The 16,643-nt window shown below is 62.2% G+C and carries 15 protein-coding genes; 12 read left to right on the top strand and 3 right to left on the bottom strand.

The annotated features are described in order from the left end of the window. The first annotated feature begins 46 nt into the window (after window positions 1-46). The 5 genes from ACIPZB_RS17715 to ACIPZB_RS17695 all read left to right on the top strand — a co-directional run bounded on the left by ACIPZB_RS17715 (window position 47) and on the right by ACIPZB_RS17695 (window position 5,512). Window positions 47-550, top strand: coding sequence for an ureidoglycolate lyase (locus ACIPZB_RS17715; protein ID WP_008091644.1), 504 nt, complete (start codon window positions 47-49; stop codon window positions 548-550). A 43-nt stretch (window positions 551-593) separates the two neighbouring features. Next, window positions 594-1,922, top strand: a complete 1,329-nt coding sequence (locus ACIPZB_RS17710; RefSeq protein ID WP_400641849.1) for a urate hydroxylase PuuD — start codon at window positions 594-596, stop codon at window positions 1,920-1,922. A gap of 173 nt (window positions 1,923-2,095) precedes the next feature. Next, a complete protein-coding gene (locus ACIPZB_RS17705) occupies window positions 2,096-3,451 on the top strand; it encodes a nucleobase:cation symporter-2 family protein (protein ID WP_008091647.1) in 1,356 nt (451 codons plus the stop codon). Window positions 3,452-3,589: 138 nt separating this feature from the next. Next, window positions 3,590-4,375, top strand: a complete 786-nt coding sequence (locus ACIPZB_RS17700) for an outer membrane protein OmpK (RefSeq protein WP_400641848.1) — start codon at window positions 3,590-3,592, stop codon at window positions 4,373-4,375. Between the two features lie 354 nt (window positions 4,376-4,729). After that, entirely contained in the window at window positions 4,730-5,512 is a 783-nt protein-coding gene (locus tag ACIPZB_RS17695; RefSeq protein WP_400641847.1) for an outer membrane protein OmpK, read from the top strand. 121 nt (window positions 5,513-5,633) lie between these two features. Here ACIPZB_RS17695 and ACIPZB_RS17690 read toward each other — a convergent pair whose 3' ends face one another. Next, entirely contained in the window at window positions 5,634-6,548 is a 915-nt protein-coding gene (locus ACIPZB_RS17690) for a DUF808 domain-containing protein (RefSeq protein WP_400641846.1), read from the bottom strand. Window positions 6,549-6,678: 130 nt separating this feature from the next. On the opposite strand from ACIPZB_RS17690, the gene ACIPZB_RS17685 reads away from it, so the two are divergent. Continuing rightward, entirely contained in the window at window positions 6,679-7,290 is a 612-nt protein-coding gene (locus tag ACIPZB_RS17685) for a TetR/AcrR family transcriptional regulator (RefSeq protein WP_400641845.1), read from the top strand. Window positions 7,291-7,400: 110 nt separating this feature from the next. Here the strand turns inward: ACIPZB_RS17685 and ACIPZB_RS17680 are convergent, their stop codons facing one another. Continuing rightward, window positions 7,401-7,841 carry a heme-binding protein gene (locus tag ACIPZB_RS17680; RefSeq protein ID WP_008091653.1) on the bottom strand — a complete coding sequence of 147 codons (441 nt, stop codon included), beginning with the start codon at window positions 7,839-7,841 and terminating at the stop codon, window positions 7,401-7,403. A gap of 258 nt (window positions 7,842-8,099) precedes the next feature. On the opposite strand from ACIPZB_RS17680, the gene gcl reads away from it, so the two are divergent. The 6 genes from gcl to ACIPZB_RS17650 all read left to right on the top strand — a co-directional run bounded on the left by gcl (window position 8,100) and on the right by ACIPZB_RS17650 (window position 15,765). Next, window positions 8,100-9,875 (top strand): glyoxylate carboligase, encoded by a 1,776-nt coding sequence (gene gcl, locus ACIPZB_RS17675; protein ID WP_400641844.1) that lies wholly within the window; start codon window positions 8,100-8,102, stop codon window positions 9,873-9,875. Window positions 9,876-9,929: 54 nt separating this feature from the next. Beyond that, window positions 9,930-10,712: a hydroxypyruvate isomerase gene (gene hyi, locus ACIPZB_RS17670; RefSeq protein WP_400641843.1), complete on the top strand. Its 783-nt coding sequence runs from the start codon at window positions 9,930-9,932 to the stop codon at window positions 10,710-10,712. A gap of 179 nt (window positions 10,713-10,891) precedes the next feature. Beyond that, window positions 10,892-11,785 carry a 2-hydroxy-3-oxopropionate reductase gene (locus tag ACIPZB_RS17665; RefSeq protein ID WP_008091658.1) on the top strand — a complete coding sequence of 298 codons (894 nt, stop codon included), beginning with the start codon at window positions 10,892-10,894 and terminating at the stop codon, window positions 11,783-11,785. A gap of 233 nt (window positions 11,786-12,018) precedes the next feature. Next, window positions 12,019-13,293 (top strand): glycerate kinase, encoded by a 1,275-nt coding sequence (locus ACIPZB_RS17660; protein WP_400641842.1) that lies wholly within the window; start codon window positions 12,019-12,021, stop codon window positions 13,291-13,293. Next, the gene (gene pyk / locus ACIPZB_RS17655) at window positions 13,290-14,705 is read left to right on the top strand and encodes a pyruvate kinase (protein WP_400641841.1); all 1,416 of its coding nucleotides are present in this window, start codon (window positions 13,290-13,292) and stop codon (window positions 14,703-14,705) included. The genes ACIPZB_RS17660 and pyk overlap by 4 nt, the downstream gene beginning before the upstream one ends. A gap of 193 nt (window positions 14,706-14,898) precedes the next feature. After that, window positions 14,899-15,765, top strand: a complete 867-nt coding sequence (locus ACIPZB_RS17650) for an urea transporter (protein ID WP_400641840.1) — start codon at window positions 14,899-14,901, stop codon at window positions 15,763-15,765. Here ACIPZB_RS17650 and ACIPZB_RS17645 read toward each other — a convergent pair. Further along, complete coding sequence (locus ACIPZB_RS17645; protein WP_400641839.1) at window positions 15,741-16,454, bottom strand: RHS repeat-associated core domain-containing protein; 714 nt, start codon at window positions 16,452-16,454, stop codon at window positions 15,741-15,743. The genes ACIPZB_RS17650 and ACIPZB_RS17645 overlap by 25 nt on opposite strands. Between the last annotated feature and the right edge of the window lie 189 nt (window positions 16,455-16,643).

The raw sequence follows: 16,643 nt of genomic DNA, 5'->3' as shown, positions 1-16,643 counted from the left end.
ACAGCCGAACCTTTTTCAGTACAACGAACATATAAGAGAGACCCGCATGCGCACCCTGATGATCGAGCCCCTGACCAAAGAAGCCTTCGCCCAATTCGGAGACGTGATCGAAACCGACGGCAGCGACCACTTCATGATCAACAACGGCTCGACCATGCGCTTCCACAAGCTCGCCGCGGTCGAGACCGCCGAGCCTGAGGACAAGGCGATCATCAGCATCTTCCGCGCCGACGCGCAGGACATGCCGCTGACCGTACGCATGCTGGAACGCCATCCGCTGGGCAGCCAAGCTTTCATCCCGCTGCTCGGCAACCCCTTTCTGATCGTGGTCGCGCCAGTTGGCGATGCACCTGTATCAGGCTTGGTCCGTGCCTTCCGTAGTAATGGCAGGCAGGGCGTCAATTACCATCGCGGCGTATGGCACCACCCGGTGCTTACGATCGAAAAGCGGGATGATTTCCTGGTGGTTGATCGCAGTGGTTCTGGCAACAACTGCGATGAGCATTACTTCACCGAGGAACAGATGCTGATCCTCAATCCCCACCAATAAGAAAAGGTCAGTCATCTAACGGTGACTGGCAGAGGTACATACTGTGGAAGCACACCTTCACGAATGGCTGAACCTGAGCATTCGCTGGGTTCACATGATCACCGGTGTCGCCTGGATCGGTGCATCGTTCTACTTCGTCTGGCTGGAGAACCACCTGAACCGAAGCAACCCGCGCGATGGGTTGTCGGGTGATCTCTGGGCAATTCACGGCGGTGGTATCTACCACCTGGAGAAATACAAACTCGCACCCCCGAAAATGCCCGAGAACCTGCACTGGTTCAAATGGGAAGCCTACTTCACCTGGATGTCCGGTATCGCCCTGCTGTGCGTGGTGTTCTACTGGAACCCGGCCCTGTACCTGCTGGCACCTGGCAGCACCCTGAGCGGTGCCGAAGGCGTGGCCATCGGTATCGGCTCGCTGATTGCCGGCTGGTTCATCTACGACTTCCTGTGCGACTCGCCCCTGGGCAAGAAGCCAGCGCTGCTCGGCGGTGTACTGTTCGTGCTGATCATCGCCGCCTGCTGGGGCTTCAGCCTGGTGTTCAGCGGCCGTGGTGCGTACCTGCACACTGGCGCGATCATCGGCACCATCATGGTCGGTAACGTGTTCCGCATCATCATGCCGGCCCAGCGCCAGCTGGTGGCGGCGATCGAGAACAACCAGACGCCCGACCCGGTACTGCCGGCCAAAGGCCTGCTGCGCTCGCGTCACAACAACTACTTCACCCTGCCGGTGCTGTTCATCATGATCAGCAACCACTTCCCGAGCACCTACGGTAGCCAGTACAACTGGCTGATCCTGGCCGGTATCGCTGTAGCCGCGGTTCTGATCCGCCACTACTTCAACACCCGCCACGACAGCAACAAGTACGCCTGGACCTTGCCTGTCGGCGCTCTGGCAATGATCTGCCTGGCTTATGTCACCGGCCCCAAGCCGATGGCTGTTGCGCCTGAGCAGGCTGCGGCGAAGGTCGAGTACCAACCGCTGCCGGCAACCGCAGTGGGTGGCAAGACCGCTGCCGAGCAGCGTGCCGAAGACGCCGCCAAGGCCGCCGAAGCGCCTGCCGCACCGGCACAAGCACCGGCCCAGGCCACTGCGCAAGCAGGCGGCGGCGCCTTCGACAAGATCCATACCGTCATCCAGGAACGCTGCACCGTGTGCCACTCGCAGAAGCCGACCAGCCCACTGTTCAGCGCCGCCCCTGCCGGCGTGATGTTCGACACCCCGCAGCAGATCCAGGCCCAGGCCGCGCGCATTCAAGCGCAAGCGGTCGCCAGCCAGATCATGCCGCTGGGCAACATCACCCAGATGACCGCCGAAGAGCGCAAGCTGGTCGGTGACTGGATCGCCAAAGGCGCGCAGGTCAACTGATACACCTCTCCTGCCGGGGCGTCCGCGCGCCCCTGTGGGAGCGGCCTTGCGCCGCGAATGGGCCGGCTCTGCCGGCCCAAGGTTTGAAGAAACACGCAACAAGCAAGCATCGAGCGACCAGGCATGAGCCTGGCGCTTGGATCCGAGAATAAAAACAAAACTCGAGGTGCTGCATGTCCGAGTCACGCAAGGCGTACATTCCCGTTGCGCCGCCGCGAGAGCCTCTGCCCCTGTTCCAACTGATCCTGGTAGGCCTGCAACACGTTCTGCTGATGTACGGAGGTGCGATTGCCGTGCCTTTGATCATCGGCCAGGCGGCCGGATTGTCCCGTGAAGAAGTCGCTTTCCTGATCAACGCCGACCTGCTGGTCGCTGGCGTTGCCACCATCATCCAGTCGTTCGGTATCGGCCCGGTAGGGATCCGCATGCCGGTGATGATGGGCGCCAGTTTCGCCGCCGTCGGCAGCATGGTGGCCATGGCCGGCATGCCCGGCGTAGGCCTGCAGGGGATCTTCGGCGCGACCATCGCTGCCGGGTTCTTCGGCATGCTGATCGCGCCGTTCATGTCCAAGGTGGTGCGCTTCTTCCCACCGCTGGTCACCGGTACCGTCATCACCTCGATCGGCCTGTCGCTGTTCCCGGTCGCGGTCAACTGGGCCGGCGGTGGGCATGAGGCAGAAGCCTTCGGCTCGCCGATCTACCTGATGGTGGCTGGCCTGGTGCTGGCGGTGATTCTGCTGATCAACCGCTTCATGCGCGGTTTCTGGGTCAACGTCTCGGTGCTGGTGGGCATGGGCCTGGGCTACATCCTGGCCGGCTCCATCGGCATGGTCGACCTGTCGGGCCTGAATGAAGCACCGTGGCTGCAAGTGGTGACCCCACTGCACTTCGGCATGCCGACCTTCAGCCTGGCGCCGATCCTGTCGATGTGCCTGGTGGTGGTGATCATCTTCGTCGAGTCCACGGGCATGTTCCTCGCCCTGGGCAAGGTGACTGATCGTGAAGTGACACCTGGGATGCTGCGTCGGGGCCTGCTGTGCGATGCCGGCGCGTCGTTCATCGCCGGTTTCTTCAACACGTTCACCCACTCCTCCTTCGCCCAGAACATCGGCCTGGTGCAGATGACCGGGGTACGCTGCCGCTTCGTCACCATCGTGGCCGGCGCGCTGCTGATCCTGCTCAGCCTGCTGCCCAAGGCGGCCTTCCTGATCGCCTCGATCCCGCCCGCGGTACTGGGCGGCGCGTCCATCGCCATGTTCGGCATGGTCACCGCCACCGGGATCAAGATTCTCCAGGAAGCCGACATTGGCGACCGTCGCAACCAGCTGCTGGTTGCGGTCAGCGTCGGCTTTGGCCTGATCCCCGTGGTCCGGCCGGAGTTCTTCGCGCAGATGCCGCAGTGGATGGAACCCATCACCCACAGCGGCATCGCCATGGCCACGGTCAGTGCACTGGTCCTGAACGTGCTGTTCAACATCCTCGGTGGTGCCGACCGCGCCGCACACAACGACGCCTGTCACCAGCATTGAGCCAGACGGGGCGGCACAGGTTGCCGCCCCTGCTCATACCCGAAAACGCTGCACCGTCGGCCCGCCGGAATGGGCCGCCCGGGGCGCCTGCGCGCCAAAAAAACCGCCAACAAAAACAATAAGTCCGGGAATCACAACATGAAGCGCATCGCATCAAGCCTGCTGTTGGGCAGCAGCCTGCTGGCCATCCTCCCCGCCCACGCAGGCGAATGGCTGCTGTGGCATGGCGAAAGCCTGACCTATCTGTACGGCAAAGACTTCAAGGTCAACCCCGACATCCAGCAGACCATCACCTTCGAGCACGCCAACAAATGGAAGTACGGCGACACGTTCATGTTCGTCGACAAGATCTTCTACAACGGCAAGCCGGACCGCAACAAAGGCGTGACTACCTACTACGGTGAGTTCAGCCCGCGCCTGTCGTTCGGCAAGATCCTTGATCAGAAGCTGTCCTTCGGCCCGATCAAGGACGTGCTGCTGGCCATGACCTACGAAAGCGGCGAAGGCGACAACGAGGCCTACCTGATCGGCCCCGGCTTTGACCTGGACATTCCCGGCTTCAACTACTTCACCCTCAATTTCTATGTACGCAACACCGAAGGCAGCCGCCCAGGCGACAACGTCTGGCAGATTACCCCCGGCTGGTCGTACACCATCCCGGTGGGCAGATCCGACATTCTGATCGACGGTTACATGGACTGGGTGACCGACAACGACGAAACCCGTCGCGGCACCTACCACGCCAACCTGCACTTCAACCCGCAGGTCAAGTACGACCTGGGCAAGGCCCTGAACCTGGGCGCCAAACAGCTCTACGTGGGCTTTGAATACAGCTATTGGAAGGACAAGTACGGCATCGACAGCCGCGGCAACCTGGAAAGCAATCAGAGCGTGGCCAGTGCGCTGATCAAGGTGCATTTCTAAAAATCTGACCGATCGCACAAGTTTGATCTACCCTGCTCCAGGATGGAGCACTTGAGGCCGGGCGCGCAAGCCAGTAATCTGCGCGCCCCCTCGATCAGGGCAGGACGGATTCTGCCTGCGTTTACTGACCGCTCAGTCAATGAATTCGGGCGGTTGGCCAACGTGTTGCCAGCCTGAAATACCCATTTTCATCCGTTCAGAACGAGTCGAGCAGGACCGTTGTAGCCAGCCCGGAAAAGTTGGCGCAACTCTTGCCAAACAGCTGTGGCCTATCGAAAAAAGCTGACTCAAAAGACAAGAACAGCGCCTTCACGAGCGCTGACAACAGATCAAAACAAGGGAGCGACTCTCGCAATGCGTACCATCAACAGCCTGATTCTCGCGGGCGGCCTGTTGGCCTGCGGCACCACCTTCGCCGGCGACCTGCTGCAGTGGCAGAACAACAGCCTGACCTACCTCTGGGGCAAGAACTTCAAGGTCAACCCCGAGATCCAGCAGACGGTCACCTTCGAGCACGCCGATGGCTGGAAATACGGCGACAACTTCTTCTTCGTCGACAAGATCTTCTACAACGGCAAGAAGGACTTCAACAACGGCGACAACACCTACTACGGCGAATTCAGCCCGCGCCTGTCGTTCGGCAAGATCTTCGACCAGAAGATGGAATTCGGCCCGGTCAAGGACGTGCTGCTGGCCATGACCTACGAGTTCGGCGAGGGTGACACCGAGTCCTACCTGATCGGCCCTGGCTTCGACCTGGCCATCCCGGGCTTCGATTACTTCCAGCTGAACTTCTACAACCGCACCACCGAAGGCAGCCGCGCGGGCGACAACGTCTGGCAGATCACCCCGGTGTGGTCCTACACCATTCCTGTGGGGTCGTCCGATATCCTCATCGACGGCTTCATGGACTGGGTCGTCGACAACGACGAGAACAGCCGTGGTGAATACCACGCCAACCTGCACTTCAACCCGCAGGTCAAATATGACCTGGGCAAGGCGTTGCACCTGGGCGAGAAGCAGCTGTACGTCGGTTTCGAGTACGACTACTGGAAGAACAAGTACGGGATCAAGGATTCCGATGCGTTCACCACCGACCAGAACACTGCAAGTTTCCTGGTCAAGGTTCACTTCTGATCTTTTGGGGCCGCTTTGCGGCCCATCGCCGGCAAGCCGGCTCCCACAGCTATTGCGCAATGCGAGGTACATGTGGGAGCCGGCTTGCCGGCGATCCGGGGCCTCGCCCCGGCCATTCACATCAGGTTGCAGGCTTTACAGCCCGCCACAGCTTCCCAGCCACCGCCACGACTGCCAACACCACGGCACCCGCGACAATCCCCACGCCACCATTGAGCAACGCCCCGGTCAGCGCCCCGCCCCGCCCTGCGCTGAATGCCTCGATGGCGTGATGCAACGGCTCGATCCCGTGCACCAGAATCCCGCCACCAACCAGAAACATCGCCGCGGTGCCGATCACCGACAGGCTTTTCATCATGTACGGCGCAGCGCGCAGAATACCGTTACCTACCGCCTGGGCAACTTTCGAAGCCTTCTGGGCCATCCACAACCCCAGGTCATCGAGCTTGACGATGCCCCCCACCAGGCCATAAACGCCGACAGTCATGATGATGGCGATCCCCGACAGGACGATGATCTGCTGGCTCAGCGGCGCATCCGCCACCGTGCCCAGGGTAATGGCGATGATCTCTGCCGACAGGATGAAGTCGGTGCGCACCGCGCCCTTGATCTTGGTCTTCTCAAAGGCCACCAGGTCGACATTCGGATCGGCCAGGGCCTCGGCCCGCACGCTGTGCTCCGCCGCCTCCTCTTGCTTGCTGTGCAAGAACTTGTGCGCCAGCTTCTCGAAGCCCTCGAAGCACAGGTAGGCACCGCCGATCATCAACAACGGCGTCACCGCCCAGGGGATGAACGCGCTGATCAGCAGCGCTGCCGGTACCAGGATCGCCTTGTTGATGAACGAGCCCTTGGCCACCGCCCAGACCACCGGGATCTCGCGCTCCGCGCGCACGCCGCTGACCTGCTGGGCATTGAGCGCCAGGTCGTCGCCGAGCACGCCTGCGGTCTTTTTCGCCGCCATTTTGGTCATCAGCGAGACGTCGTCGAGTACCGTGGCGATGTCGTCGATCAGTACCAGTAGACTGCTGCCTGCCATGTTTGTCGCTTCCCGTTGAATGAATGGGCCGGAGTCTAGCCGAAAGTCGCTGCCTTGAGCGCTCGTCAGAGGCGGTGCTACCATGGCCGGTCACCTTAGAGGTGGCCAGACACGAGGAAGATCCCCGACCATGAGCACCATTCGCGAGCGCAACAAGGAACTGATCCTGCGCGCGGCCAGCGAGGAATTCGCCGACAAGGGCTTCGCTGCCACCAAGACCAGCGATATCGCCGCCAAGGCCGGCCTGCCCAAGCCGAACGTGTACTACTACTTCAAATCCAAGGACAACCTCTACCGCGAGGTCCTGGAGAGCATCATCGCGCCGATCATGCAGGCGTCGACGCCGTTCAATGCCGACGGTGATCCGAAGGAAGTGTTGAGTTCCTATATCCGCTCGAAGATCCGCATCTCGCGCGATCTGCCGCATGCCTCGAAGGTGTTCGCCAGCGAGATCATGCACGGTGCGCCACATTTGTCGCCCAGTCAGGTCGAGCAGCTCAACGAACAGGCACGTCACAACATCGAGTGCATCCAGCACTGGATCGAGCGTGGGCAGATCGCCCATGTCGACCCGCATCACCTGATGTTCAGCATCTGGGCGGCGACCCAGACCTATGCCGATTTCGATTGGCAGATTTCGGTGATCACCGGCAAGGCCAAGCTGGCCGACAGTGATTATGAAGCGGCGGCGGAGACCATCATTCGCCTGGTGCTCAAGGGCTGTGAGCCCGAGGCGGCCTGATAGGGCCTAGGCGCCCCCATCGCCGGCAAGCCGGCTCCCACAGGGTTGCTCAGTGATGTCCCTGTGGGAGCCGGCTTGCCGGCGATGGGGCCAGTACAGCCAATAAAGCTTTAGGCAGCCACCCCCGCATCCGCCTTCAACCCCACCTCCTCGATCGCACTGATCGCGCATTGCTCGTCGATATCCGACGTATCACCGCTGATCCCTACCGCGCCCAGCACCTTGCCGTCCTGATCACGAATCAGCACGCCACCTGGCGCCGGCACCACCGGCCGTTCACCCAGCCCATTCAACGCCGCGAAAAACGCCGGCCGCTGCTGGGCATCCAACGCCAGCAGGCGCGAGCCCTTGCCCAGGGCAATGGCCCCCCAGGCCTTGCCGGTGGCCACTTCCGGCCGAATCAGGCTGGCCCCATCCTCGCGCTGCAGCGCCAGCAGGTGCCCGCCGGCATCCAGCACCGCCACCGTCAGCGGTGCGGCGTTGATCTTGCGGCCCGCCGCCAGCGCGGCATTGACCAGGCTGACAGCGACTTTCAGGTTCAAAGCGTTCATGGAAAGGTCCTCTTCTTGTTGTGAGAAGCCCTGAGGGCAGGTGAAAAATCGATTGCACAAATAGAACACAACACAGAATATTTTTGTATACAATATTTTGAAACGATCGTGCACGATCAGACGAAACGCAGTTTTCACGGGCGCTCCGACGAAAGCCACCTCCCCCGATGAAAATCCATTGACCTAGCCCGCCAGCCGTGAATACACTCTGGCACAAAGCAAGTTGTATACAATTACAAAATCGATGAGGCACAACCCATGAGCAAAATGAGAGCAATCGATGCAGCCGTTCTGGTCATGCGCCGTGAAGGTGTAGATACCGCGTTCGGCATCCCGGGGGCTGCAATCAACCCGTTGTACTCGGCCCTGAAGAAAGTCGGTGGCATCGATCACGTCCTCGCTCGCCACGTCGAAGGTGCCTCGCACATGGCCGAGGGCTACACCCGCGCCAACCCGGGCAACATCGGCGTGTGCATCGGTACCTCCGGCCCTGCCGGCACCGACATGGTCACCGGCCTGTACAGTGCGTCGGCCGACTCCATTCCAATTCTCTGCATCACTGGCCAAGCCCCGCGTGCCCGCCTGCACAAGGAAGACTTCCAGGCCGTCGACATCACCAGCATCGTCAAGCCGGTCACCAAGTGGGCCACCACCGTGCTGGAACCCGGCCAGGTGCCGTACGCCTTCCAGAAAGCCTTCTATGAAATGCGCACCGGCCGTCCAGGCCCTGTGCTGATCGACCTGCCGTTCGACGTGCAGATGGCCGAGATCGAATTCGACATCGACGCCTACGAGCCGCTGGCGGTGAACAAGCCGTCCGCCACCCGCGTACAGGCCAAAAAAGCCCTGGCCCTGCTCAATGACGCCGAGCGCCCACTGCTGGTAGCCGGTGGCGGCATCATCAACGCCGACGCCAGCGACAAGCTGGTGGAGTTCGCCGAACTGACCGGCGTTCCTGTGATCCCGACCCTGATGGGCTGGGGCACCATCCCTGACGATCACGAGCAAATGGTCGGCATGGTCGGTCTGCAGACCTCGCACCGCTACGGCAACGCCACCCTGCTCAAATCCGACCTGGTGTTCGGTATCGGCAACCGCTGGGCCAACCGCCACACCGGTTCTGTCGATGTCTACACCGAAGGCCGCAAGTTCGTGCACGTCGACATCGAACCGACCCAGATCGGCCGTGTGTTCACTCCGGACCTGGGTATCGTTTCCGATGCCGGCAAGGCGCTGGACGTGTTCCTCGAAGTGGCCCGCGAGTGGAAAGCCGCTGGCAAGCTGAAGTGCCGCAAGGCCTGGCTGGAAGAGTGCCAGGAGCGCAAGGCTACCCTGCAGCGCAAGACCCACTTCGACAACGTGCCGGTCAAGCCGCAGCGCGTGTACGAAGAGATGAACCAGGTCTTCGGCAAGGACACCTGCTACGTCAGCACCATCGGCCTGTCGCAGATCGCCGGCGCGCAGTTCCTGCACGTGTACAAGCCACGTCACTGGATCAACTGCGGCCAGGCCGGCCCGCTGGGCTGGACCATCCCTGCCGCGCTGGGCGTGGTCAAGGCCGACCCGAAACGCAAAGTGGTCGCGCTGTCGGGTGACTACGACTTCCAGTTCATGATCGAAGAGCTGGCGGTGGGTGCGCAGTTCAACCTGCCTTACGTCCACGTGCTGGTGAACAACGCCTACCTGGGCCTGATTCGCCAGGCGCAGCGTGGCTTCGACATGGATTACTGTGTACAACTGGCGTTCGAGAACATCAACTCCACCGATGCCGCCACCTACGGTGTCGATCACGTCGCCGTGGTCGAAGGCCTGGGCTGCAAGGCCATCCGCGTGTTCGAGCCGAACGATATCGCCCCTGCCCTGCTCAAGGCGCAGAAAATGGCCGAAGAGTTCCGCGTACCGGTGGTGGTCGAAGTGATTCTCGAGCGTGTGACCAACATTTCCATGGGCACCGAGATCAACGCGGTCAACGAGTTCGAAGACCTCGCCCTGGTCGGCAACGACGCGCCGACCGCCATCTCGCTGCTCGACTGATCGCCTGACGCCCCCAGGGCTGCTCTGGGGGCCTTCATCGCAAGGAGACAACTCATGCCTCGCTTCGCTGCCAACCTGTCCATGCTGTTCACCGAACAGGACTTCCTGGCCCGCTTCAAGGCTGCTGCCGACGCCGGCTTCAGCGGTGTCGAATACCTGTTCCCCTACGACTTCAGCGCAGCTGAAATCAAGGCCCAGCTCGACGCCCACGGCCTGACCCAGGTGCTGTTCAACCTGCCTGCGGGCGATTGGTCGAAAGGTGAGCGTGGCATCACCTGCCACCCCGACCGCGTCGAAGAGTTCCGCGCCGGTGTCGACAAGGCCATCGAGTACGCCAAGGTGCTGGGTAACACCCAGGTCAACGCCCTGGCCGGCATTCGCCCGCAAGGCCCGGATTGCGCCACCGTGCGCAAGACCTTCGTCGAGAACCTGCGTTACGCCGCCGACAAGCTGAAGGCCGCTGGCATTCGCCTGGTCATGGAAATGATCAACACCCGCGATATCCCAGGCTTCTACCTGAACACCACCCAGCAGGCCCTGGACATCCAGGCCGAAGTGGGCAGCGACAACCTGTTCCTGCAATACGACATCTACCACATGCAGATCATGGAAGGTGACCTGGCGCGGACCATGGAAGCCAACCTGAAACTGATCAACCACATCCAGCTGGCCGACAACCCAGGCCGCAACGAGCCAGGCACCGGTGAGATCAACTACCGCTTCCTGTTCGAACACCTGGACCGCATCGGTTACCAGGGTTGGGTGGGCGCGGAGTACAAGCCGCTGACCACTACTGAAGCGGGCCTTGGCTGGCTGAAGACTCATAACGCAATTTAAGAACACACGCAGCACTGATGTAGGAGCGGCCTTGTGTCGCGAAAGGGCTGCACCGCAGCCCCGGCAATTGTCCTGCATGGCTGAGATCGAGGGGCCGCTACGCGCCCCTTTCGCGACGCAAGGCCGCTCCTACAGAGGCCGAGTCGCCTGTTCATACAATTACAAAGAGGTAAGTTCTCATGGCTAAAATCGGATTCCTCGGCACCGGCATCATGGGCAAGCCCATGGCTCAGAACCTGCAGAAAGCAGGTCACAGCATCTTCGTTTCGACCCACCACGATGCCGCCCCGGCCGACCTGATCGCCGCTGGCGCCGTGGCCCTGGCCAACCCGAAAGAGGTTGCCCAGGAAGCCGAATTCATCATCGTCATGGTCCCGGACACCCCGCAGGTCGAAAGCGTGCTGTTCGGTGAAAACGGCGTCGCTGAAGGCGTCGGCCCGAACAAGGTGGTGATCGACATGAGCTCGATCTCGCCGACCGCCACCAAGGCCTTCGCCGAGAAGATCAAGGCCACCGGCGCCGCTTACCTGGACGCCCCGGTGTCCGGTGGCGAAGTCGGTGCCAAGGCCGCAACCCTGAGCATCATGGTCGGTGGCTGCCCGAAAGCCTTCGAGCGCACCCTGCCGCTGTTCGAAGCCATGGGCAAGAACATCACCCGCGTGGGTGGCAACGGCGACGGCCAGACCGCCAAGGTCGCCAACCAGATCATCGTCGCCCTGAACATCCAGGCCGTCGCCGAAGCCCTGCTGTTCGCCGCCAAGAACGGCGCCGACCCGGCCAAGGTACGTGAAGCACTGATGGGCGGTTTCGCTTCGTCGAAGATCCTCGAAGTGCACGCCGAGCGCATGATCAAGGGCACCTTCGACCCAGGCTTCCGCATCAACCTGCACCAGAAGGACCTGAACCTGGCCCTGCAAGGCGCCAAGGAACTGGGCATCAACCTGCCCAACACCTCCAACGCCCAGCAAGTGTTCAACACCTGTCAGGCCCTGGGCGGCGGCAACTGGGACCACTCGGCGCTGATCAAAGGCCTGGAGCACATGGCCAACTTCTCGATCCGCGACGATAAGTGATTTGAAGCATGGGGCTGCTTTGCAGCCCCATCGCCGGCAAGCCGGCTCCCACAAGGACCGCACACCCTCCCCTGTGGGAGCCGGCTTGCCGGCGATGAATTCCACACCGATGAACCTGCGACCACAGGCTCATGGGTGACACCGAGCAACACCCGCCCCTGGTTCGGCCTGCACGGAGGCAGTTCCAGGGGCGTTTTCGATTTTGAGAACAACAAGAATTCTGGGAGCCTGCCATGTCGGTCGATCCGCAAAAACTTCTGGGCGAGCTGTTCGACACAGCCATCGCCGCCGCCCACCCGCGCCAAGTCCTCGAACCCTACCTGCCCGCCGACCGTAGCGGCCGGGTCATCGTCATCGGTGCCGGCAAGGCCGCTGCCGCCATGGCCGAAGTGGTCGAGAAGAGCTGGCAAGGCGAAGTCTCCGGGCTGGTCGTGACCCGCTACGGCCACGGCGCCAACTGCCAGAAGATCGAGGTGGTCGAAGCCGCCCACCCGGTCCCCGATGCCGCCGGCCTGGCCGTGGCCAAGCGCGTGCTGGAACTGGTCAGCAACCTCGAAGAAGACGACCGCGTCATCTTCCTGCTCTCCGGCGGCGGTTCCGCCCTGCTGGCCCTGCCGGCCGAAGGCCTGACCCTGGCCGACAAGCAGCAGATCAACAAGGCCCTGCTCAAGTCCGGCGCCACCATCGGCGAAATGAACTGCGTGCGCAAGCACCTCTCGGCGATCAAGGGCGGGCGCCTGGCCAAGGCCTGCTGGCCGGCCACTGTCTACACCTATGCGATTTCCGATGTCCCGGGCGACCTGGCCACGGTCATCGCCTCCGGCCCCACCGTGGCCGACCCAAGCACTTCGGCCGATGCCCTGGCGATCCTCAAGCGCTACAACATCGAAGCCCCCAAAGCCGTCATCGACTGGCTGAACAACCCCGCCTCGGAGACCGTCAAGCCCAACGACCCGGCCCTGGCCCGCAGCCACTTCCAACTGATCGCCAAGCCCCAGCAGTCGCTTGAGGCCGCGGCCGTCAAGGCTCGCCAGGCAGGCTTCAGCCCACTGATCCTCGGTGACCTGGAAGGCGAATCGCGCGAAGTGGCCAAGGTGCATGCCGGCATCGCCCGGCAGATCGTCCTGCACGGCCAGCCGCTGAAAGCGCCGTGCGTGATCCTCTCCGGTGGCGAAACCACCGTGACCGTGCGCGGCAATGGCCGTGGCGGGCGCAATGCCGAGTTCCTGCTCAGCCTCACCGAAAGCCTCAAGGGCCTGCCGGGCGTGTACGCCCTGGCCGGTGACACCGACGGCATCGACGGCTCGGAAGAGAACGCCGGCGCCTTCATGACGCCAGACAGCTACGCCCGCGCCGAGGCCCTGGGCCTGTCGGCCAGCGATGAGCTGGACAACAACAACGGCTACGGCTACTTCGCAGCGCTCGACGCGCTGATCGTCACCGAGCCGACCCGTACCAACGTCAACGACTTCCGCGCCATCCTGATCCTTGAGACTGCCCAATCATGACGCCTGATAAAAAAGTCAAAATCCTCGCGACCCTCGGCCCTGCGATCAACGGCATCGACGACATTCGCCAACTGGTCGAAGCCGGGGTGAACATCTTCCGCCTCAACTTCAGCCACGGCGAGCACGCCGACCACGCCCTGCGTTACCAGTGGATCCGCGAAGTCGAGCAGCAGCTGAACTACCCGCTGGGCATCCTCATGGACCTGCAGGGCCCGAAACTGCGCGTGGGCCGCTTTGCCGAAGGCAAGGTCCAGCTGCAACGCGGCCAGGCCCTGCGCCTGGACCTGGACAAGACCCCGGGCGACAGCCGCCGGGTCAACCTGCCGCACCCGGAGATCATCGCCGCGCTTGAACCCGGCATGGACCTGCTGCTGGACGATGGCAAGCTGCGCCTGCGGGTCACCGCCAAGCACAGCGACGCCATCGACACCGAAGTGCTGGCGGGCGGTGAGCTGTCCGACCGCAAGGGCGTCAACGTGCCCCAGGCAGTACTCGACCTGTCGCCGCTCACTGAAAAAGACCGCCGTGACCTGGCCTTCGGCCTGGAACTGGGCGTGGACTGGGTGGCGCTGTCGTTCGTGCAGCGCCCGGAAGACATCACCGAGGCCCGCCAGCTGATCGGCGACCGCGCCTACCTGATGGCCAAGATCGAAAAGCCATCGGCCGTCGAGCAGCTGCAGGCGATCGCCGAGCTGTCTGACGCGATCATGGTCGCCCGTGGCGACCTGGGCGTGGAAGTGCCGGCCGAAAGCGTGCCGCAGATCCAGAAACGCATCATCGGCACCTGCCGTCAGCTGGGCAAGCCGGTGGTGGTGGCCACGCAGATGCTCGAATCCATGCGTTTCTCGCCAGCGCCGACCCGCGCCGAAGTCACCGACGTGGCCAATGCCGTGGCCGAAGGTGCCGACGCGGTGATGCTGTCGGCCGAGACGGCCTCGGGTGACTACCCGCTGGAAGCGGTGCAGATGATGAGCAAGATCATCCGCCAGGTGGAGAATGGCCCGGATTACCAGGCCCAGCTCGAGGTGGGCCGGCCGAAGGCCGAAGCCACCGTGTCCGATGCCATCAGCTGCGCGATCCGCCGTATCAGCGGCATCCTGCCGGTGGCGGTGCTGGTCAACTACAGCGAGTCGGGCGCCTCGACCCTGCGTGCTGCGCGTGAGCGGCCACGGGCACCGATCCTCAACCTGACGCCGAACCTGAATACCGCTCGCCGCCTGAGCGTGGCCTGGGGCGTGCATTCGGTGGTCAACGACCGTCTGCGCCAGGTGGACGAGGTTGTCTCCACGGCGCTGGAGATCGCTCAGGCCCAAGGTATGGCCAGCCGTGGCGACACGCTGCTGATTACCGCCGGTGTGCCTTTCGGCAAGCCGGGTTCGACTAATACGCTGCGGATCGAGACGTTGATCTGAAATCGCCGGGGGCGCTTTGCGCCCCTTTCGCCGGCAAGCCGGCTCCCACAAAGTTCTCTGCTGCTCCTGGATGCACTGCTGGACCTGTGGGAGCTGGCTTGCCAGCGATTGGAGGGCAAAGCCCTCCCCTTCATGCGGAAAACCGAGGCCCAAAGAGGCCCACCGCTCCCCCATCAACCTTTACCGACTGCCCATGTACACCAAAAATTTCGTCAACCCGTGCCCCGACTGGGCCACGGCCTTGCTCAACGGCTTCAGCCAGGTGCTGCTGCTGCGCAGCCCCCTGTGCGGCCTGTGCTGCCTGCTGGCCATCCTGCTCACCGCCCCCACCCTGGTCGGCGGCGCCCTGCTCGGCGCGCTCGCGGGCCTGCTCACCGCCCAGCGCCGCGGCTATGACCGCGCCGACCGCCAGGCCGGGCTGTACTCCTACAACGGCGTGCTGATCGGCATCCTGATCAGCGCCGTGCTGCCCTGGTCGGTGATCATGCCGCCCCTGATCATCGCCGCCGGCGGCCTTTCCAGCATCATCACCCACCAGTGGCGCAAGCGCGGCGGCAAGTTGCTGATCGCCTACACCGCACCCTTCGTACTGCTGGGCTGGGCCACCCTGCTGCTGGCCACACCTTCGCCCAACGGCTTCGTCGAAGCCGAACCGCTGTACGCACTGGCGCGCGGTGTGGGGCAGATCTTCCTGCTCGACCAGCCATTGGCCGGGTTACTGATCATCGCCGGCATGTTCATCGCCAACCCGTATGCCGCGCTTTGGGCCGTGATTGGCTCGGCCATCGGCGGTGGCGTGGCGCTGCTGGCCGACCAGGCCCAGGCGGCCTGGCTGGGTCTGTACGGCTTCAACGCGGCGCTGGCGGCACTGGCCTTCAGCCGACAGGGCGAACGCCCTTGGGTAACACTGCTGGCCATATTTACTTCTTTGCTCCTTCAGCCATTGTTCAACCTGCTTCCAATTGCCTGCCTGACCGCACCATTTGTCAGTGCCTGCTGGGTCCTTCACTTAGGAAATCATTTGATGCGTGGGGACTACCGACGGATATCCCCGACGTAGTCGTTGGGCACTGCTCTCTGTCTCCGGGAAATCCCTGGCGGCCCGGAATTCTGGTTCGCCACCGTCAATCCAGCACCAGCCGCAGGCAAAATAAAAGTATGCGTCTCTGATGCCAACACTTCTCGTTTGTAGCCTTTCGCTATCAGATTAATCCCCGGATGGTCGAATCTGGGCGATGGTATGTAGACATCCCCTTTAGTGAAAAAAACGCCGGCGACCTGTGATCGCGTTTCGACCGGTCCTTCTTGTCTACCTGTAATCAAAGGGTGGTCGCCAGTAAATCGATAGGTCGTGAACTGATCGCCCGTTCGTTTTTTCACATACAACCACTGCCCTTTGTGCGCTGGAGTGGCCAGTGACTTGAGGTGGAACTTGAGGTCCTTTTTAGGCAGTCCGAAGTTATTAAGAAGCGCTGTTAGCCCCGTTCTTTGGCCTGCCTTGCCGGAGGGATCCCACATGTTGACTGGATCTCCTGAACAATATGCATAGGGATTGAGCCCCCCCACTCCAAACGGGCTGACGGTATCGGGCCTGGCGAAACGCATCAATGACGGATTGAACAGACGATACCCATTGCCAAGCAAATACCCCCCTGCATCGGTATCCAGTCGCTGGCCGGTAAAACGCAGCACGCCTGCGAACCCGTGCTCCGCCAAGTATCCATACGGTGAATAGTCCAGAGCGTGCATTCTATTTCTACTGCGCCTGGTAGCCATGTAATGACCTCATACGTGAGTGCCAAGAAACAACATCGTCGCTAACGAGTTTGTGAACCACGATCCTGCACCATCGATCACTTGCTCAAAACTGGCATTTCTACCAGTTATCGCGGTCGGCACTGCTTGCATGAACCCTCATGTAGCTCCTAGCCTTGCCAT

The organism is Pseudomonas sp. NPDC089396, assembly GCF_044749545.1.
GTDB lineage: Bacteria > Pseudomonadota > Gammaproteobacteria > Pseudomonadales > Pseudomonadaceae > Aquipseudomonas.
The sequence above is the reverse complement of the archived record's forward strand: the minus strand, read 5'-3'. Positions and strand labels throughout refer to the sequence as shown.